21 protein-coding genes and 1 tRNA gene are annotated in these 16,752 nt (G+C 72.3%); 12 read left to right on the top strand and 10 right to left on the bottom strand.

The annotated features are described in order from the left end of the window. Positions 1-65: 65 nt before the first annotated feature. Together H4W80_RS21980 and H4W80_RS21975 are read left to right on the top strand one after the other, a co-directional pair. Positions 66-842, top strand: a complete 777-nt coding sequence (locus H4W80_RS21980) for an LLM class flavin-dependent oxidoreductase (RefSeq protein WP_192786822.1) — start codon at positions 66-68, stop codon at positions 840-842. Positions 843-877: 35 nt separating this feature from the next. Further along, the gene (locus tag H4W80_RS21975) at positions 878-1,270 is read left to right on the top strand and encodes a DUF3224 domain-containing protein (protein ID WP_192786821.1); all 393 of its coding nucleotides are present in this window, start codon (positions 878-880) and stop codon (positions 1,268-1,270) included. Here H4W80_RS21975 and H4W80_RS21970 read toward each other — a convergent pair. Beyond that, complete coding sequence (locus tag H4W80_RS21970) at positions 1,246-1,980, bottom strand: hypothetical protein (RefSeq protein WP_192786820.1); 735 nt, start codon at positions 1,978-1,980, stop codon at positions 1,246-1,248. The two genes, H4W80_RS21975 and H4W80_RS21970, sit on opposite strands and share 25 nt — an antisense overlap. A gap of 28 nt (positions 1,981-2,008) precedes the next feature. Beyond that, positions 2,009-2,470, bottom strand: coding sequence for a MarR family winged helix-turn-helix transcriptional regulator (locus H4W80_RS21965; RefSeq protein WP_192786819.1), 462 nt, complete (start codon positions 2,468-2,470; stop codon positions 2,009-2,011). A gap of 49 nt (positions 2,471-2,519) precedes the next feature. On the opposite strand from H4W80_RS21965, the gene H4W80_RS21960 reads away from it, so the two are divergent. The 4 genes from H4W80_RS21960 (at position 2,520) to H4W80_RS21950 (ending at position 7,009) form a co-directional block, all read left to right on the top strand. Next, positions 2,520-4,634, top strand: a complete 2,115-nt coding sequence (locus tag H4W80_RS21960; protein WP_192786818.1) for an LLM class flavin-dependent oxidoreductase — start codon at positions 2,520-2,522, stop codon at positions 4,632-4,634. Beyond that, positions 4,635-5,534, top strand: coding sequence for an LLM class flavin-dependent oxidoreductase (locus tag H4W80_RS21955; RefSeq protein ID WP_192786817.1), 900 nt, complete (start codon positions 4,635-4,637; stop codon positions 5,532-5,534). A 61-nt stretch (positions 5,535-5,595) separates the two neighbouring features. Then, the gene (locus tag H4W80_RS64580; RefSeq protein WP_378526862.1) at positions 5,596-5,802 is read left to right on the top strand and encodes an SbtR family transcriptional regulator; all 207 of its coding nucleotides are present in this window, start codon (positions 5,596-5,598) and stop codon (positions 5,800-5,802) included. 118 nt (positions 5,803-5,920) lie between these two features. Beyond that, entirely contained in the window at positions 5,921-7,009 is a 1,089-nt protein-coding gene (locus H4W80_RS21950) for a methyltransferase (RefSeq protein WP_192786816.1), read from the top strand. A gap of 14 nt (positions 7,010-7,023) precedes the next feature. Here the strand turns inward: H4W80_RS21950 and H4W80_RS21945 are convergent, their stop codons facing one another. Continuing rightward, positions 7,024-7,995: a helix-turn-helix domain-containing protein gene (locus H4W80_RS21945; protein WP_192786815.1), complete on the bottom strand. Its 972-nt coding sequence runs from the start codon at positions 7,993-7,995 to the stop codon at positions 7,024-7,026. Here H4W80_RS21945 and H4W80_RS21940 point away from each other — a divergent pair. The 3 genes from H4W80_RS21940 (at position 7,937) to H4W80_RS21930 (ending at position 11,187) form a co-directional block, all read left to right on the top strand. Continuing rightward, entirely contained in the window at positions 7,937-9,058 is a 1,122-nt protein-coding gene (locus H4W80_RS21940) for a type III polyketide synthase (RefSeq protein WP_318786991.1), read from the top strand. The two genes, H4W80_RS21945 and H4W80_RS21940, sit on opposite strands and share 59 nt — an antisense overlap. After that, the gene (locus H4W80_RS21935; RefSeq protein WP_192786813.1) at positions 9,055-9,558 is read left to right on the top strand and encodes an isoprenylcysteine carboxyl methyltransferase family protein; all 504 of its coding nucleotides are present in this window, start codon (positions 9,055-9,057) and stop codon (positions 9,556-9,558) included. Before H4W80_RS21940 ends, H4W80_RS21935 begins: the two co-directional genes overlap by 4 nt. Before the next feature lie 153 nt (positions 9,559-9,711). Further along, complete coding sequence (locus H4W80_RS21930) at positions 9,712-11,187, top strand: vWA domain-containing protein (RefSeq protein ID WP_192786812.1); 1,476 nt, start codon at positions 9,712-9,714, stop codon at positions 11,185-11,187. A 5-nt stretch (positions 11,188-11,192) separates the two neighbouring features. On the opposite strand, the gene H4W80_RS21925 is transcribed toward H4W80_RS21930, so the two are convergent. Together H4W80_RS21925 and H4W80_RS21920 are read right to left on the bottom strand one after the other, a co-directional pair. Further along, positions 11,193-11,666: an EF-hand domain-containing protein gene (locus H4W80_RS21925; protein ID WP_192786811.1), complete on the bottom strand. Its 474-nt coding sequence runs from the start codon at positions 11,664-11,666 to the stop codon at positions 11,193-11,195. Between the two features lie 75 nt (positions 11,667-11,741). Further along, positions 11,742-12,425 (bottom strand): tRNA-dependent cyclodipeptide synthase, encoded by a 684-nt coding sequence (locus tag H4W80_RS21920; protein WP_192786810.1) that lies wholly within the window; start codon positions 12,423-12,425, stop codon positions 11,742-11,744. A gap of 105 nt (positions 12,426-12,530) precedes the next feature. On the opposite strand from H4W80_RS21920, the gene H4W80_RS21915 reads away from it, so the two are divergent. Then, a tRNA-Ala gene (locus tag H4W80_RS21915) sits at positions 12,531-12,603 on the top strand. 60 nt (positions 12,604-12,663) lie between these two features. On the opposite strand, the gene H4W80_RS21910 is transcribed toward H4W80_RS21915, so the two are convergent. Together H4W80_RS21910 and H4W80_RS21905 are read right to left on the bottom strand one after the other, a co-directional pair. Next, complete coding sequence (locus H4W80_RS21910) at positions 12,664-13,149, bottom strand: DUF6653 family protein (protein WP_192786809.1); 486 nt, start codon at positions 13,147-13,149, stop codon at positions 12,664-12,666. Beyond that, a complete protein-coding gene (locus H4W80_RS21905) occupies positions 13,146-13,742 on the bottom strand; it encodes a TetR/AcrR family transcriptional regulator (protein ID WP_192786808.1) in 597 nt (198 codons plus the stop codon). Before H4W80_RS21905 ends, H4W80_RS21910 begins: the two co-directional genes overlap by 4 nt. Before the next feature lie 84 nt (positions 13,743-13,826). Here H4W80_RS21905 and H4W80_RS21900 point away from each other — a divergent pair, with 84 nt between their 5' ends. After that, positions 13,827-14,060 carry a hypothetical protein gene (locus H4W80_RS21900; RefSeq protein WP_192786807.1) on the top strand — a complete coding sequence of 78 codons (234 nt, stop codon included), beginning with the start codon at positions 13,827-13,829 and terminating at the stop codon, positions 14,058-14,060. Positions 14,061-14,108: 48 nt separating this feature from the next. Here H4W80_RS21900 and H4W80_RS21895 read toward each other — a convergent pair whose 3' ends face one another. The 3 genes from H4W80_RS21895 to H4W80_RS21885 form a co-directional block, all read right to left on the bottom strand. Continuing rightward, complete coding sequence (locus H4W80_RS21895; protein ID WP_192786806.1) at positions 14,109-14,966, bottom strand: pyridoxamine 5'-phosphate oxidase family protein; 858 nt, start codon at positions 14,964-14,966, stop codon at positions 14,109-14,111. After that, positions 14,966-15,409: a VOC family protein gene (locus H4W80_RS21890; protein ID WP_192786805.1), complete on the bottom strand. Its 444-nt coding sequence runs from the start codon at positions 15,407-15,409 to the stop codon at positions 14,966-14,968. Before H4W80_RS21890 ends, H4W80_RS21895 begins: the two co-directional genes overlap by 1 nt. Before the next feature lie 74 nt (positions 15,410-15,483). Then, positions 15,484-16,047, bottom strand: a complete 564-nt coding sequence (locus tag H4W80_RS21885; protein ID WP_192786804.1) for a CGNR zinc finger domain-containing protein — start codon at positions 16,045-16,047, stop codon at positions 15,484-15,486. 98 nt (positions 16,048-16,145) lie between these two features. On the opposite strand from H4W80_RS21885, the gene H4W80_RS21880 reads away from it, so the two are divergent. Then, positions 16,146-16,751, top strand: coding sequence for a TetR/AcrR family transcriptional regulator (locus H4W80_RS21880; RefSeq protein WP_192786803.1), 606 nt, complete (start codon positions 16,146-16,148; stop codon positions 16,749-16,751). Position 16,752 lies beyond the last annotated feature (1 nt).

Genomic DNA, 16,752 nt, shown 5'->3' with positions numbered 1-16,752 from the left:
GATGTAGGAGACCACCGGTCCGGGGGACGATGTCGCCGCGGCGTGGATCCGCGATCGTTGGTGGCATGACCGATCACCCGTTCAGGTTCGGCGCGGTCGCCGGACATGCCACCGACGCCGGCGCGTGGACCGGCCTGGCCCGCAGGACGGAGAGCCTCGGCTACTCGACGCTGCTGGTCCCCGACACGCTCGGCACGCTGTCGCCCTTCGTCGCCGCCGCCGTGGCCGCGACGGCCACGACGACCCTGCGCGTCGGCACGTTCGTGCTGAGCGCCGCCAACCGGACTCCCGAGGCCGTGGCGTGGGAGACCGCCACCCTGCACGCGCTCACCGACGGGCGCTTCGAGCTGGGCCTGGGCGCCGGACGCCCCGACGCGGAGCGGGACGCCGCGGCGCTCGGCGTCGAGTACGGCACGCCCGGCCGGCGCATCGAGCGGGTCGCGCAGGCCATCGACGCGGTCAAGGACGTCCGCGTCCTGGTCGCCGCGTCCGGGACCAGGCTCCTCAAGCTCGCCGCCCAGAAGGCCGACACCGTGGCACTCGGCCTGCCGCCGCACTACACGGAGGACCAGGTGGCGGCGAAGCTGGACGAGCTGTACGAGCTGGCCGGCGACCGCTTCCACGACCTGGAGCTCAGCATGAACCTCGCGGCCGCCGGGGCCGAGCCGCCCTCCTGGCTGAGCGTCCCGGCCGGCGGCACCGGCGTCCTGCTGGGCACCCCGGACGAGATGGCGGACACCCTCCGCAGGCGCCGCGACCGGCTCGGCGTCTCGTACGTGTCGGTGAACGCCCAGTACCTGGACGAGTTCGCGCCGGTGGTGGAGCGCCTCGCCGGTACCTGACGGGAGCTGACAGGTATGACCGGCACGATGGAGCCATGACCGCCAAGGGAACCTTCGACACCGCAGGCTGGGACGCACAAGCGCCGTTCGTGGAGCGTGACGGCGTCTCGATCGGGCTCGTGACCATGTCCAAGACCTTCCACGGGGACCTGACGGCCACCAGCGTCGTCCACCTGCTGACGGCCTCGACGCAGGTCGAGGACTCGAGGTCGTACGTGGCGCTGGAGCGCATCGAGGGCACTCTCGACGGCCGCGCGGGGGCCTTCGTCGTGCAGCACAACGCGGTCAGCGACCGCGGCGAGCGGTCGCTGAGAATCTCGGTCGTCCCCGACTCGGCGACGGGGGAGCTGCGGGGGCTCAGGGGCGAGATGGACATCATCATCGCCCCTGACGGCTCGCACTCCTACACATTCGACTTCGCCCTCTGAAGCGCCACGGCCGGCAGCGCCATCCGGTGCCCGCCGGCCCACCCCTCGCGCGCCGACCAGGTGAGCGCCGGCCAGCCGATGCCCGCCTCGGCCGCGGCGAGCGCGGCGATGGTCAGCCAGACGGGCAGGTCCTCGATCACCGTCTGCAGCTCGAACACCAGCCCGGCGACCAGCGCCGCCCCGAGCACCAGCCACGGCGAAGGTGCCGGGCCCGTGGTCCGCTCTGTGGCCCGGCTCGCCCCCGGCAGCCGGAAGGCCGCCACCACCAGCAGGACCACGATCACCACGATGGACGCGAGCTGCGGCACTGACGCGAGGAAGTGCCCGTTCTGGTAGGAGAACAGCGTGGTCGACGCGGCTCCCAGCACGGCCAGCACCGCCGCCGCGCCCAGGCCGATCCTGCCCAGCCACGGGGTGGTCCGCCGCTCGCCGGCCAGCTCCTCCATGACCGCGATGGGCACGCTCATGCTCCACACCGTGTGCAGGGCCAGCACGAACAGCGTCCACGGCACCCCGATCCCGAGCGCGGGCACGTAGCCGGGGTCGAGCAGCCGCTGCCCGGCGTAGTCGGGGTTGAAGAGCGACATCGTCATGATGCCCTCCTCGAACACGCCGTAGGCGAGGGCCATCAGCACGATGCTCGGCCACCCGAGGCCCTTCCTCCGGGCCACCTCCCGGATCACCACCGCGGCGCCGCGTTGACGGGCCATCGATCCTGACCTCGGTATGACAATCGTCCTATGCGTGGTGCTCCTCATCCGTGAGCCGGCCTAGCACGGTCTCGGCGATGGCGCCCAGGGCCTCCAGCTGGGCCGGGGTCAGCACGTCGACGACGTAGCGCCGTACGGCCCTCTCGTGGTGGACCCTGGCCTCGGCGGCGAGCCGGCGGCCCTCCTCGGTGACCCGGATGACCGACCCCCGGTTGTCCTCCTCGCACTCGGCGCGCGTGACCAGCCCGCGCTGCTCCATGCGCCGCAGCTGGTGGGACAGGCGGCTCTTCTCCCACGCCAGCCCGCAGCGCAGCGCCAGCGCCCGCATCGACTCGTCGGGCGACTCGGAGAGGTGGGCGAGGATCTCGTAGTCGGCCTCCGACAGACCCGTGGCCCCGGCGAGCTCCCGGTTGATCCGCCCGGTGAGCTGCACGCGCATGCGCTGGTAGCTGGCCCACTGGGCCGCCTGACGGGTGGAGAGCGTGGACATGACGACAGTCTAGTATGGTTGATGCATCAACCTTTTGGAGAGAGCTCGGATGAACTACGGCCATCCACTGACGTTCGGCACGTTCCTCACCCCCGGAGCCGACGCCGTGTCGCTGGCGGTCCGGAGTGAGGAACTGGGGTACGACCTGGTCACCTTCCCGGATCATCGGGACACGTTCGACACGTGGACGCTTCTGTCGTGGGTGGCCGGGCGGACCTCGCGGGTGGGCCTGTCGGCCAACGTCCTGGACCTCGCGCTGCGCCCGCCCGCCGTGCTCGCCCGCGCGGCGGCCGGCCTCGACCTGCTGTCCGGCGGGCGGCTGTCGCTCGCGCTGGGGGCCGTCGAGGAGACCGGCGAGGCGATCGACGTGATCCGCGGCATGTGGGACGCGGACGGCGGGCCGCTGCGCTTCGACGGCGAGCACTACCGGCTCGGGGGCGCGCAGCCGGGGCCGCCGGCCGCGCACGACGTGCCGATCTGGCTGGGCGCGGCCGACGCGCGGGCGCTGCGGCTGGTGGGGGAGCGGGCGGACGGCTGGCTGGTGTCCCTCGACGAGGTCGGGCCGGACCGGATCAGGGCCGGGAACAAGCTCATCGACGAGGCCGCGGTGGCGGCCGGGCGCGATCCCCGGGAGATCCGCCGGCTGGTCGACGTCCCGGCGCGGTCCGGCGTGGCGGACCTCCTCCCGCTGGCCGTCGAGGACGGGATCGGGACGTTCATCCTCAGGTCGGACGACCCGGAGGACATCGAGCGGTTCGTGCTGGAGGTGGCGCCCGCGCTGCGTGAGGCCGTGGGACCGACCGGCCGCCAGCTGCGCCGCGCCTCCGTGCGCGCCCTGCGGCGAGCCGGGATCGACTACGACCGGGTGCCCGCCTCCCTCCCGGTGATCGAGCCGGGCGATCCGGGGTATTCGCGGGTCAGGTCGACGTACCTGCGGGGCGGCGCGCCGGGGCTGGTCATCCGGCCGGGCGACGCCGGCCAGGTGGCCGAGGCGCTGGCGGTCGCGCGGGCCCACCCGCACCTGCCGCTGGGGGTGCGCAGCGGCGGCCACGGGATCAGCGGCCGCTCCACCAACGACGGCGGCATCGTCGTCGACGTGTCCGGGCTGGACTCCATCGAGGTGCTCGACCGGGAGAGCCGCCTGGTCAGGATCGGGCCCGGCGCGCGCTGGACGGACGTCGCCGCGGCCCTGGAGCCGTACGGGTGGGCGCTCAGCTCCGGCGACTACGGCGGCGTCGGCGTCGGCGGCCTGGCCACCGCCGGCGGGCTCGGGTTCCTGGCGCGCGACCACGGCCTGACCATCGACCACCTGCGCGCCGTCGAGATGGTGCTCGCCGACGGCTCGGTGGTGCGGGCGAGCGAGACGGAGAACGCGGACCTGTTCTGGGCGGTACGCGGCGCGGGCGCGAACTTCGGCGTCGTCACGGCGTTCGAGTTCCAGGTGGACGAGGTCGGCGACGTCGGGTGGGCGCAGCTCGTCATGGACGCCGGGGACACGGCCACGTTCCTCGAAAGGTGGGGCGCGGTCCAGGAGGCGGCCCCGCGCGACCTCACGAGCTTCCTCATCGTGAGCCCGCCGCGCGCCGGACGGCCGGCGACCGGGCACGTGATGGCCATGGTCAACGCGGGCGTGCCGGAGACCGTCATCGACCGGCTCCAGCCGATGGCGGACATCGCCCCGCTGCTCGACCAGCAGGTCGTGATCACCTCGTACGCCGCCGTCATGGCCAACGCGGCCGGCGACGGCCACAACGGCCAGGGGGAGCCGGTCACCCGCTCCGGGCTGGTCGACCACCTCACCCCGGAGTTCGCCGCCGCCGCGGCGCGGCTGATCCACAGCGGCGCGGTGTACTTCTTCCAGATCCGCTCGGTCGGCGGCGCGGTGGCCGACGTCCCCGCGGACGCCACCGCCTACGCCCACCGCTCCGCCAATTTCTCGGTCATCGCGTTCGGGGCGAACCGGCAGCGGGTGGACAGGGAGTGGGCCCGGCTGGAGCCGTACGTCAACGGCCTCTACCTCAGCTTCGAGACCGACGGGCGCCCCGAGCGGCTGGGCGACGCGTTCCCGCCGAGCACCCTGCGGCGGTTGCGCGAGCTCAAGGAACGGTACGACCCGGACAACGTCTTCCGCGACAACTTCAACATCCGACCTGAGGAGTCATAGATGACCGACTACGGGCACGACCTGCTGTTCGGCGCGTTCGTCACCCCCACGGCGCAGCCCGCCACGCACGCGGTGGAGGTGGCGGTGGCGGCCGACCGCGCCGGCCTGGACCTGGTGACGTTCCAGGACCACCCCTATCAGCCGAAGTTCCTCGACACCTGGACCCTGCTGTCCTACGTGGCCGCCCGCACCGAGCGCGTCCGGCTCAGCGGCAACGTGCTCAACCTGCCGCTGCGGCACCCGGCCGTGCTGGCCCGCAGCGCGGCCAGCCTCGACCTGCTCAGCGGGGGCCGTTTCGAGCTGGGCATCGGCGCGGGCGGGTTCTGGGACGCCATCGAGGCCATGGGCGGCCGGCGGCTGTCCCCCGGCCAGGCCGTGGACGCGTTGGAGGAGGCGATCGGGATCTTCCGCGAGATCTGGGCGGCCGACGAGCCGGGCGGTGTCCGGGTGGACGGCGAGTACTACCAGGTCAAAGGCGCCAAACGCGGCCCCGCCCCGGCCCATGACATCGGGATCTGGCTCGGCGCCTACAAGCCGAAGATGCTCAAGCTGACCGGCCGCGCCGCCGACGGCTGGCTGCCGTCGCTGTCCTACCTGCAGGGCGGTCCTGGCGACCTCACGGAGGGGAACAAGCACATCGACGAGGCCGCGCAGTCCGCCGGCCGCTCGCCCGCCGACGTACGCCGGCTGCTGAACCTCTCGGGCCGCTTCGCGAGCTCCAGCCGCGGCCTGCTCGACGGGCCGCCGGACCAGTGGGCGGAAGAGCTCGCCGGTCTCGCCCTGGAGCACGGCGTCAGCACGTTCATCCTGATGGCGGACGACCCGTCGGTGGTGGAGCTGTTCGCGGGCGAGGTCGCGCCGGCCACCCGCGAGCTCGTCACCGCCGAACGCGGGAACTGACCGCCGGGCGGAACGCGCTCGTCCGTCAGGCCGGCGGCGTGGGCGGTGGCCCGGAGGTCTCCTGGCGCACCGGAGCGACGGGTCCGAGGTCAACCGGCTGATCGTCCGGCTGGTCGAGCGGGCCCAGCGGGCGGGGTCGCTGCGGGCGGACGTCGGGCCGACCGACCTGGCGTTCTTCATGATGGCCAACTCGCGCGTGGCGGAGGCCGCTCCCGGGCGCTGGCACCGCCACTTCACGCTGAGTCTCGACGCCCTGCGCGCCAGATGACCCGGCGCGTCGTCCTCTCCCTGGTGGCGGGCGTACGGTGGGAGAGACACCAGCGCCTTGGGCTGTTGCCGTAAATGGGTGGCCGCGCGGGCGTGGCATGTGAAACGGTCGGGTTCTGATGATCCACTGGACCGAGGCAGGGCAGGAACGGTCGGCGATCTGGCGTTCGGCGCTGGGCGCGCCGCCACCCAGGCGGGTGGTCACGGCCGACGACCGGATGACGGCTGACACCGCCTACCGGCTGGCCTGCGAGGGCACCGCGCTGCTCTGGCAGGGCGACTTCCAGAACGCCCGCCAGTTGCTGACCGCCATGGGGCGCCGATGCAAGCCCGCCGCCCCCGGCGCCGGGTTCCACCGCTACCGCCAGGCCCGGTCCCAGCGCGCCCGCACGCTGGGCATGCTGCTCGTCCCGTTCGCGGAAGACCACGTGGTGCCGCTGCGCAGGGCGCCGGACGTGCGCGAGGCGTGCGCCGAGGTGTACGGCGCGGAGGCCCCGCCGGCGGTGGGCCAGCTACGCGAGCTGCTCGGCCTGATCGGGGCCCACGAATGGCGGCGCAAGGGCGTCTACGTCCCCGCGCTCGAGGCCCGCGTCCACCCGCACCACGGCGTGTTCTCGCCGATCAGGGGCGAATACGTCGACCTCGTCGCGCGGGCGCCGCTGCCGGAGGACCGCCGGCTGGCCTTCGACATCGGCACCGGCACCGGCGTGCTGGCCGCCGTGCTGGCCAGACGGGGCGTGCGCCGGGTCGTGGCCACCGACCTCGACCGGCGCTCAGTCGAGTGCGCCGAGGACAACCTCGCCCGCCTCGGGCTGGACGACCGGGTGGAGGTCGTGCGCGCCGACCTCTTCCCGCCCGGCCGGGCGCCGCTGATCGTGTGCAATCCGCCGTGGTTGCCCGCCAAGCCGGTCTCGCCCCTCGACCAGGCCGTTTACGATCCCGGCGGGCGGATGCTGCACGGGTTCCTCGACGGTCTGGCCGGGCATCTGGAGCCGGGAGGCGAAGGCTGGCTGATCCTCTCCGACCTGGCCGAGCACCTCGGCCTGCGCACCCGGGCCGACCTGACGGCCGCGTTCGAGCGGGCGGGGCTGCGCGTTGCCGGGCGCCTGGACGTCCCGCCCCGCCACCACCGGCCGAAGGACGAGCAGGACCCGCTGCACGAGGCCCGCGCCGCCGAGGTCACCTCCCTGTGGAGGCTCACGACCTGAGGCCCGCCTGGAGGTCAGGCGCTGAAGGCCCGCCGGTACGCCGACGGCGAGGTCCGCATGGCCCGCGTGAAGTGGTGCCGGAACGTCACCGCGCTCTCGAACCCGACCGCCGCCCCGATCTCCTCCACCGGCGCCCCGGTGGACTCCAGCATCGGCAGGCTGGCCGCCACCCGCTGCGAGATCACCCACCGCAGCGGGCTGGTGCCGGTCTGCCGCTTGAAGTGCCTGATGAACGAGCGCTCCGACATGTGCGCCACCCTGGCCAGGTCCGCCACGGCGATCGGCCCGGCCAGGTGCTCCAGGGCCCACGCCATCGCCCTGCCCACCCCGTCGTCCTCCGTCACCGGCGTCACCGCGGCCTGGATGAACTGCGCCTGACCACCCTCCCGGTGGGGCGGGATGACCAGGCGGCGGGCCACGGAGTTGGCCACGTTCGGGCCGTGGTCGCCGCGTACGAGGTGGACCAGCAGGTCGAGGCCCGCCGCGCTGCCCGCGCTGGTCAGCACGTCGCCGCCGTCCACGTACAGGACCGAGGGGTTGACCCGGACGAGCGGGAAACGCTCCTGGAGCAGCTCGGCGTACTTCCAGTGGGTGGTGGCCTCGCGCCCGTCCAGCAGCCCGGCCGCCGCCAGCGCGAACGCGCCCGAGCAGATCGACACCAGGCGCGCGCCGCGCGAGTGCGCGAGCCGCAGCGCGGACACGAGCGCGCCGGAGACCTCTCCGCGCACGTCCGCCACCCCGGGCACGATCACCGTGTCGGCCTCGGCCAGCACGTCCAGCCCGTGCGCCGCCTGCATGGTGAACCCGCCCACCACCCGCAGCGGCTCCGGCGTCTCCGCGCACACCGCGAGCGAGTACCACGGGAGGTCCAGCTCGGGCCGGGCCAGCCCGAAGAACTCCACGACGCAGCCGAGCTCGAACGGCGCCATGCCGTCGAACGCCAGCACGGCCACCCGATGCGGCCTGGAGGGATGCGGCAGGAGCATGCCTCGCATGTTAGCCCGCGCCTTTCAGCGGCAAGAGAGGTATATGCATATATCGGCCGTGCAGACCGTTTTGCCGGATCATCGCTACGCGCAGGTGGAGATCACCGAGGCGTTCTCCCGGCTGACCGACTGCGACGAGGAGTTGCTGCGCCGATTCCACGCGGCGGCCGGCGTGGAAGGCCGCAATCTCGCGCTCCCGCTGGCCGACTACACCAAGCTCGACTCCTTCGCCCGCGCGAACGACATCTACCTCGAAACGGCCCTCGACCTGACCGAACAGGCCGTCAAGGGCGCCCTGAACAAGGCCGGCGTGCGCCCGGAGCGCGTCGATCACCTGGTGCTCTGCTCGACCACCGGCATCGCCACGCCCTCGCTCGACGCCAGGCTGGCCCAGCGCGTGGGGCTGCGGCCGGACGTCAAGCGGGTGCCCGTGTTCGGACTCGGGTGCGCGGCGGGCGCGTCGGGGCTGTCGCGCCTGCACGACTACCTGCGCGGCTGGCCCGACCACGTCGCGCTGCTGGTGTGCGTGGAGCTGTGCTCGCTGACGATCCAGCGGGACGACACCTCGCTCGCGAACCTGGTGGCCAGCGCCCTGTTCGGGGACGGCGCGGCGGCCGTCGTGGCGACCGGGCGCGGCCAGGGCCCCGAGGTCGTCGCCACCCGCAGCCGGCTCTATCCCAACACCGAGCACCTCATGGGCTGGGAGGTCGGGCCGCACGGGTTCCGGATCGTGCTGGACCCGGACCTGACCGCGTTCGTGGAGCAGGTGCTGGCCGGTGACATCAAGGCGTTCCTGGCGGACTACGGCCTGACCCCCGAGCAGGTCGCCACCTGGGTCTGCCATCCCGGCGGCCCCAAGGTCATCGAGGCGATCACGCGGACCCTCGGCCTGCCTCCCAAGGCGCTCGACGTGACCTGGCGGTCGCTGCGCGAGCACGGCAACCTGTCCTCGGTCTCGGTGCTGCACGTGCTCCAGGAGACGCGGGGCCGGCCGGACACTCCCGCCGTGCTCCTCGCGCTGGGCCCGGGGTTCTCCGCCGAGCTGTTGCTGCTGCACTGGTGAGCGCGTACCTCGTCCTGATCGGGCTGGTCGTGCTGGAGCGGCTGGCCGAGCTGGCGGTGGCCCGCCGCAACCTGGCCTGGGCCAGGTCCAGGGGCGGCGTCGAGTACGGCCGGCGGCACTACCCCTGGATCGTCGTGGCCCACGTGGCGCTCCTCGGGGCGGCGCCCGCCGAGGTGTGGCTGCTCGGCCGCCCCTTCGTCCCGGCGCTGGGCTGGCCGATGCTGGCGGTCGTCGTCCTGGCCCAGGGGCTGCGCTGGTGGTGCGTCGGCACGCTGGGCAGGCGGTGGAACACCCGCGTGGTCGTGGTGCCGGGAATGCCGCTGGTGCACCGGGGGCCGTACCGGTGGCTGCGGCACCCCAACTACGTGGCCGTGGTCGCCGAGGGCCTCGCGCTGCCGCTGGTCCACTCGGCCTGGCTCACCGCGCTGGCCTTCGCCGCCGCCAACGCGGTGCTGCTCACCGTACGGGTGCGGGTCGAGGACGCGGCGTTGTCACGCTAGGGCCACATCCCGGCGGTCCGGACGCACTCCTGGTCACCCCGGCTGTCGCAGCTGTCACAACTGATCACGCGTCGATCGCGGTTTGTGCTCGCTTACGTCACCGGCTCGGCCAGCGTAGATCAAGTTCCGTCGTAGGGCATGGAGGTGGTTGCAATGAAATTTCGCCCTTTAGCGGCGGGAATCGGCATTGTTGCGCTGCTCGCCCTCTCTGCGTGCGGAGGCGGCTCCGGAAGCACGACCAGTGGTGAACGCGCGGCGAAGGCTCCGGCGCACGAGGAACCGGCCCCGGCTCGCCCGTCCGCGTCACCCGCCAAGACGAACGGTGAGGAGGACACGACCACGGCCCAGATCTCCACGTTCGCCCTCGACGTGGACACGGCCTCGTACGGTTACGCCCGACAGACCCTCAAGACAGGCCGCTGGCCGGCGCCCGGGGAGATCCGCCCGGAGGAGTGGGTCAACGCCTTCCGGCAGGACTACGCGCCGCCGTCGGACGACGGCTTCGCGGTGCACGTGGACGGCGCGAGGCTGCCGGAGCGCGACCAGGCGATCCTGCGCGTGGGCCTGCAGACGCGCGGCTCGGACGCGGCGGCGCGGCGGCCCGCCAACCTCACGTTCGTCGTCGACGTCTCCGGCTCGATGGCCGAGACCGGCCGGCTGGACCTGGTCAAGTCGGCCCTGCTCAAACTGCTCGAACAGCTCGCGCCCGGCGACCAGGTGTCGATCGTGTCCTTCAGCGACGACGCCGAGGTGCTGGCGTCGATGACCCCGCTGACCGCGCGGGACGAGCTGCGCGACGCGGTGAACGAGCTGACCGTCTCGGGCGGCACCAACCTGTCGGCCGGGCTCGTCACCGGCTACCAGGAGGCGTCCAAGGCGTTCCGCCCCGCCGCCACGAACCGGGTCATCCTGCTCTCCGACGGCCTGGCCAACCAGGGCCCCACCGAGTGGCGTACCATCCTCGGCCAGGTCAAGGAGTACGCGGGCAAGCAGGTCACGCTGCTCACCGTCGGCGTCGGCCGCGACTACGGCGACGAGCTGATGGAGCAGCTCGCCGACAACGGCGACGGCATGGCCGTGTACGTCAGCACTCAGGAGGAGGCCGACAAGGTCTTCACCACGCAGCTGCCCGCGAACATCGAGCTGCGGGCGCGCGACGCCAAGGCCCAGGTGGTCTTCAACCCGTCGGTGGTGGAGCGCTACCAGCTCATCGGGTACGAGAACCGCGCGCTGGACACGGAGGACTTCCGCGACGACACCCGCGACGGCGGCGAGGTCGGCCCCGGCCACTCGGTCACCGCGCTCTACTCGCTGCGGCTCAAGCCGGGCGCCGGCGGGCAGCTCGCCCAGGCCACCGTGCGCTGGCAGGACCCCGACACCCGCTCCGCCTCCGAGGCGAGCAAGTCGCTGCGGGCCGACGAGCTGGCCGCGTCGCTGGACAAGGCGCCGGTCAGGTTCCAGGTGGACGTGGTGGTGGCCGCGTTCGCGGTCTACCTGCGCGACCGCAAGGCGTTCGGCATGGACCTGCCCGAGCTCAAGGAGCAGGCCGCCCGGCTGGCGCCGGCCAGCGAGGACCCGATGGTGACGGAGCTGGTCCAGCTCATCGACCAGGCCCGATCGGTGGGGTGAGGGCTTCAGCCGAGTATGGGGGCGGCGGTGGCGGAGCTGTAGTAGAAGTCGTACATCGCCTGGGCGAACCCGTCCTTCGACACGTGCGCCACCTTGTTGCCGCGCAGCCGATCGAACGCCGCCCGTGACGCCGCCCCCGCCACGTCGTACGCCGACCACAGGCGCAGGAACTCGGCCCGGTCGAGCCGGTCGTCGCCGTCGCCGTCGAGCGCGTCCCAGAGGGCGTCGGTGATCGGCCTGACCACGTTGGCGACGAACTCGGTGCGGTCGAGCTCAGGGGCTAGCGCGTAGTCGATGTAGGACCGCCTGCTGATGCGGCCCTCGGGGTCGGTGCCGATGGCGCGGACGGCGTACTGCCAGACCCGCTCGTACGCGTCGGTCACCCGCTGCGCGTCCTGCCCGGAGAGCCCGAGCCGGGCGCACAGCGCGGAGGCCACCACGATCATGTCGCGGTGGTCGAGGTAGCCGTTGTGATCCATGTCGCTCGTGTCGAACGCATGTCCAGCATTTCGGGCATTCGCATCCACAGCCGGCCACCTCTGGTGACGAGATAATTACATAGAGTCACTGAGATGGTGAGTGGGCCGGGCCGCCTCTGTCAATGTGGTGGAGACGAATCCCTGCGCGGGTGCGGGGCGTACGGGCAGCAGGCCGGCGTAGAGCAGGTCCACCATCGGCATCGGCCGGGGGTAGCAGAACACCGACGAGCCCGTGCCGAGGATCGACGGGCTGTCGATCACGAAGGGCAGCTCGGCCAGGAGGAACGGCAGGGCGCTCTCGGCCTGCTCGCGGGAGAGCTCGGGGGTGCCGACGATCGGGCGTATCGCGTCCATGCAGTGCTCCCTGAAGACCGGATCGGTGGCGAACAGCCGCTCCAGCCCCGTCCGCGCGCCCTCGTAGGCCGGGTCGGCGGCCAGCTCGTTCCAGTCGAACACGGTGGCGTCGGGCGGGTCGAGGGCGTCGAGCGCGCGGATCACCCGGTTGCGGGTGTTGTTGGCCGCCGCCCTCGCCTTGGCCCCGGCCCTGGCCGCCGGGAACCCCCTGGCGACCAGCGTCCCGGCCAGCTCGACGCCGGGCACGAGGACGTGCACCCGGGCGAACGTCCGGGTCGCCCAGCCGAGGAGGTGCCTGATGGTGCGGGGGGTGAAGTAGCCGTTGAGCGCGCTGACGCCGATCACGGCATGCTCGCGGCGGTCGAGGAGCTGAGCGCATCGCGGGGTCAGGGGTACTGGTTGCACGCTGAACACGGCAACGGACAGTAGCAAGCTTTTACTCTCCGTATACCTACCTTTTAACGTGTGCTTGAGGGGTCCGTAAGTCGGATACACTCGTACACGCAGCAAGGGGCTATGGCGCAGTTGGTAGCGCGCCTCCATGGCATGGAGGAGGTCTGGGGTTCGAATCCCCATAGCTCCACCCCGACCCGACCGCCTCTGGCCCACTCCGATGGGCAGGGGCGGTTTCTCGTTGGAGCCCTTACTCGGGAGCGGTGTCGCGGTGGGCCAGGTAGAGCTGGCCGAGCCGGTCGATGCGCCAGAGCTGGCCGAGCGTGATCAGCGTGGCGCCGAACACCGTCGGCCAGCCGTCGAGCGCGATCAGCCCCCAGATGAGCAGCGCGAACCCCGCCGCGCCCACCCCGATGAGCAGCCGCTGCACGTTTCGGTGGTCGCCGGTGACCAGCGACCGGTCGCGCAGCCACAGCTTCTCGCCGTAGATGCCCCGGGCCGACCAGCTGCCAGGCTGCTCGACCGCCGGGAAGACGTGCGGATTGACCGCCAGCCAGACGACGACCAGGCCCACCGGGACGAGGGCCCACCAGCCGAGCCACTCCCTGCTCCAGATGGCCGCGATCATCAGCGGGATGGCCGCGAACCGGGTCCAGACGCTCCACGGGTTGGCGTGCCGCTTCCACGCCTCGTCCGTCATGCCCGCGGCCTGCGCGTACTTCTTCAGCACATTCATGCGACGAGCCCCCTGGCCAGCGTGTTGATGGTGGCCTCGACCACCTGGGAGTGGTCGGGCCCGAACCTGTCGCGGTTGAGCACCAGCAGGCCGGCCGTGCGCAGCACGCCGACCAGCACCTCGGGCGGGACGTCCGCGACGATGACGCCGTCGGCCTGCCCCCGCGCGAGGTAGTCGAGCAGCGGCGTCAGCAGGTGGGGCGTGACGCGGGCGACCTCCTCGGCTCCGACCCTGCGCGCCACCGCCTCCAGCTCCTCGGGCCGGGTGAGCAGCCGCCGGTAGAACGGGTCGGTCGTGAGCACGTCGATCAGCTCGCGCATGATGTGGGCGAGCGCCTCGACGCCGGGCGGCCGGTCCAGGGCCGCGGCCAGCCGCTTGCCGAGCATGGGCGCCCTGCGGATCATCACCTCCTTGTACAGCTCCTCCTTGGACTCGAAGAACGCGTAGAAGCTGCCCTTGGCGATGCCCGAGGCCGCGACCAGCTCGTCGAGCGAGGTCTTCTTCAGCCCCTGGGTGGCGAAGAGCTCTTCGGCGGTGTCGAGGAGGGACGCGGTGATGCGCGCCCGCTCCTCGGTCGTGAATGCCACAGCCATGTGTGTCCCTATGACTGGATCGGATATTCAGTCATAGCCTAGCACTCCTGGAGATATCGAATACGTGTTCGTATAATGATCGGTATGGATATCGACACGCAGGACCTGCCCGAGCTCTGGCGCCCGCCCGTCGTGGAGCACGCCACGACGGCCCGCTACCTGCTGGCCTGGGGCGACGACGCCGAAGGGGTGCGATGGGGATTCCTGCTCTGGCCGCCGCGGGCGAGCGAGGGCGCGCGATGGGTGCACTGGGAGGAGATCCGCCCGGTCGCGGGGGAGGACTACAGCGCGGTGCCGATCGCGGACTCGTGGATGTGACCTCGCGGGTCCGCGATCGGCCGTGCGCGGGCTGGAGTTCCGGCGTTCCTAGACCGGCGGGTTGAAACGGTGATACCCCGGAGCCGTCCAGCCGGCCGACACGGTCCCGCCCAGGTGCGCATACTCGTCCAGCTCGAAGCGCACCGTCCGCCGATCCCCCCATTCCACCCGGGCCCGGCCCGTGAGCTGCAGCGTCTCCCCATGCTCCCAGTCCACGAACAGCAGCCCCGCCGCCGGGTCCAGCTCCAGGTTGCCCAGCGTCATGTACATCGAGTTGCCCTGGTAGTCGGGGAACTCCAGCGAGCGCGCCCCCGTCACCCGGACGAATCCGGGGTTGCCGCCTCGGTGTGACACGTCCGCCCCGAGCCCTTCGGCCCGCGTGGCGATGAAGAACGTGTCCGCCTCCGCGATCCACCCGCGGTGCCGGTCGGTCAGCGAGCTCCCGCGCCCCAGCCCCGCGGGCTCGCCCGGAGCGGAGGTGGGGGAGCGGGTCTGGATGTACTTGGGGCAGTTGGAGTAGACCTGCTCCGTCCACACCACCAGGGCGTCGCCGGCCCGCACGGCGGTGCCGTTCACGCGCATCCGGCGCCGCGTGTGCGGCTCGATGGCGATCAGGCCGATGTCCCGTTCCCGCTCGAACAGCCCGTGCAGGGGGTCGTCGGCCCCCGGCAGGGCGCGCAGCACGATCGTGCGGTCGTCCGCCGCGGAGGCGAACCCCGCGGGGCCCGTGAGCACGCCCGCCCACACGCGGCCGCCGTCGTCGGCCGCGCCCAGGACGATCATGTGCTGGTTCCGCAGGAACTCGGCCGCCGGCTCCGGGATCTCCGGGCGGGTCCGCGAGCTCCCATGGTCCTCCAGCCGCACTCCCGCCCGGCGCTGCACGGCGATCTCGCCCGGATGTCTCATTAGAAGAACCCGCAGGTCGGCGCCTCGGAGCTGGGCGCGGGCCGGTCACCCGCGCCGTCCGGGGCGAAGATCTCCAGCCGGATGCCGTCGGGGTCGGCGAAGAACACGCCACCCGACGAGGCGCCCTCGCGGTGCGGCACGACGCCGTCGTGGTAGAGGGTCGCGCCGATCTCCCTGATCACCGTCTCCGCCCGGCGTACCGCGTCGAGGTCCGCCACCTGGAACGACAGGTGGTGCAGCCCCGGGCGGGCGGCCTCGAAGCGGCCCGCGCTCTGCTGCCAGAGCGTCAGCACCAGCGTGCCGTCCTGGGTCAGGAACGCGTACCGGCGGCCGTCCTCGTGCGACTCGCCCGCCAGCGTGAAGCCGAAGACCCGTGTGTAGAACTCTTTGGACTTGTCGAGATCGGTGACGTTGAGCCCGACGTGCCCGGTCTGAAAGGACATTTCCCACTCCTCTAACGCATGCTCGGTCGAGTTGCCGTTAGAAAGACTATAACGGCAAACTTGGCTTGCAAGCGTTAGATTTTCTTGTGCTCCCTGTAGTGCCTGGCCGCCCGGGCGCGGTTGCCGCAGCCCGTCGAGCACCACTCCTGGCGCGGGTGCTCCTTGACGAAATAGAGCACGCAGCGCGGGGCCTGGCAGCTGCGGACCAGGGCGCGGTCCGGCCCCGCCAGGAACTCGACGGCCGCCGTGGCGAGCCTGGCCAGCAGCCGCGCGCCGGGGCCGGCCTCCGTCGCGGGCGCGGTGTCGAGGGACGGCTCGCCGTTCCAGCGCAGTTGGGGCGCGGTGGGGGCGGCCAGGGCGGTGGCGTTGACCAGGGCCAGCGACTCCTCGAACCCGGGCAGGCTCGCCGCGTCCGCCCGGCTCGGCGGGCCCGGCGCGACGGCCCTGGCGAACAGGGCGCGTACGGCCTGGCGCAGGCGCACCGTCTCCTGGCGCAGCTCCTCGGTGACGGTGAGGTCGCCGAGGTCGGGCGCGTGCGTCCGCACCCAGGCCGTCATGGAGTCCGTGTCGGCCAGCCTGTCGACCGATCCGGACCGCTCGGCCCTGATCGTGCTGACGAATTCGAGGGTCAGGGACATGTCTCCAATCTAACGCGCCTGGGCTCGGTCATCCGTTAGATAAAACATGCGTAGTCCGAAAATTTGCGGACTCCGCACTTTTCTCGTACGGTGAGTCCATGAGCGGGTTGAGAGAGCGGAAGAAGCAGGCCACGCGCGAGGCGCTGATGACGGCCGCCCTCCGGCTGGCGCACGAGCGCGGGCTGGAGCGCGTACGCGTCGAGGACATCGCGGCCGAGGTCGGCGTCTCGCCCCGCACGTTCAACAACTACTTCTCCAGCAAGTACGAGGCGATCGCCGCCCGCCACACCGACCGCATCACGCGTTCCGTGGCGGCGCTGCGGGCGCGGCCGCCGGAGGAGCCGCTGTGGGAGGCGCTGACCGAGGCCATGGTCGAGCCCTGGGCGCTGGCCCGCACGGACGTGCCGCCCGATCCCGACGTGCTGGCGAGCATCAGGATGCTGGCGGAGGAGTCCGCGCTGCGGGCCGAGTCGCTGCAGGCGGTGTTCGCCGGGAACAGCGAGCTGGCCGCGGCCGTGGCCGAGCGCACCGGCACCGACCCCGCCCGCGACCTCTACCCCCACCTCGTCGCCGTCGCCGTGGGCTCCGCCGTGCAGGTGGCCGTCGCCCACTGGCTGCGCTCCGACCCGCCGGTCCCGCTCGTACCCCTGCTGCGGGAGGCCCTGCGCGCGCTGGCCGCGGGGCTGCCCGACCCTTCCCTCTGAG

Origin of the sequence: Nonomuraea angiospora, from assembly GCF_014873145.1 — a bacterium.
Lineage (GTDB): Bacteria > Actinomycetota > Actinomycetes > Streptosporangiales > Streptosporangiaceae > Nonomuraea > Nonomuraea angiospora.
The sequence above is the reverse complement of the archived record's forward strand: the minus strand, read 5'-3'. Positions and strand labels throughout refer to the sequence as shown.

What these genes read in the sequence shown, in the direction of transcription:
- H4W80_RS21905 (WP_192786808.1), bottom strand. Translation starts at nt 13,742, where the DNA reads ATGGCTGTGGCATTCACGACCGAGGAGCGGGCGCGCATCACCGCGTCC.
- H4W80_RS21945 (WP_192786815.1), bottom strand. Translation starts at nt 7,995, where the DNA reads ATGCTCCTGCCGCATCCCTCCAGGCCGCATCGGGTGGCCGTGCTGGCG.
- H4W80_RS21925 (WP_192786811.1), bottom strand. Translation starts at nt 11,666, where the DNA reads ATGGATCACAACGGCTACCTCGACCACCGCGACATGATCGTGGTGGCC.
- H4W80_RS21960 (WP_192786818.1), top strand. Translation starts at nt 2,520, where the DNA reads ATGAACTACGGCCATCCACTGACGTTCGGCACGTTCCTCACCCCCGGA.
- H4W80_RS21975 (WP_192786821.1), top strand. Translation starts at nt 878, where the DNA reads ATGACCGCCAAGGGAACCTTCGACACCGCAGGCTGGGACGCACAAGCG.
- H4W80_RS21910 (WP_192786809.1), bottom strand. Translation starts at nt 13,149, where the DNA reads ATGAATGTGCTGAAGAAGTACGCGCAGGCCGCGGGCATGACGGACGAG.
- H4W80_RS21880 (WP_192786803.1), top strand. Translation starts at nt 16,146, where the DNA reads ATGAGCGGGTTGAGAGAGCGGAAGAAGCAGGCCACGCGCGAGGCGCTG.
- H4W80_RS21970 (WP_192786820.1), bottom strand. Translation starts at nt 1,980, where the DNA reads ATGGCCCGTCAACGCGGCGCCGCGGTGGTGATCCGGGAGGTGGCCCGG.
- H4W80_RS21930 (WP_192786812.1), top strand. Translation starts at nt 9,712, where the DNA reads ATGAAATTTCGCCCTTTAGCGGCGGGAATCGGCATTGTTGCGCTGCTC.
- H4W80_RS21950 (WP_192786816.1), top strand. Translation starts at nt 5,921, where the DNA reads ATGATCCACTGGACCGAGGCAGGGCAGGAACGGTCGGCGATCTGGCGT.
- H4W80_RS21940 (WP_318786991.1), top strand. Translation starts at nt 7,937, where the DNA reads ATGCCGTCGAACGCCAGCACGGCCACCCGATGCGGCCTGGAGGGATGC.
- H4W80_RS21980 (WP_192786822.1), top strand. Translation starts at nt 66, where the DNA reads ATGACCGATCACCCGTTCAGGTTCGGCGCGGTCGCCGGACATGCCACC.
- H4W80_RS21885 (WP_192786804.1), bottom strand. Translation starts at nt 16,047, where the DNA reads ATGTCCCTGACCCTCGAATTCGTCAGCACGATCAGGGCCGAGCGGTCC.
- H4W80_RS21965 (WP_192786819.1), bottom strand. Translation starts at nt 2,470, where the DNA reads ATGTCCACGCTCTCCACCCGTCAGGCGGCCCAGTGGGCCAGCTACCAG.
- H4W80_RS21900 (WP_192786807.1), top strand. Translation starts at nt 13,827, where the DNA reads ATGGATATCGACACGCAGGACCTGCCCGAGCTCTGGCGCCCGCCCGTC.
- H4W80_RS21890 (WP_192786805.1), bottom strand. Translation starts at nt 15,409, where the DNA reads ATGTCCTTTCAGACCGGGCACGTCGGGCTCAACGTCACCGATCTCGAC.
- H4W80_RS21895 (WP_192786806.1), bottom strand. Translation starts at nt 14,966, where the DNA reads ATGAGACATCCGGGCGAGATCGCCGTGCAGCGCCGGGCGGGAGTGCGG.
- H4W80_RS21955 (WP_192786817.1), top strand. Translation starts at nt 4,635, where the DNA reads ATGACCGACTACGGGCACGACCTGCTGTTCGGCGCGTTCGTCACCCCC.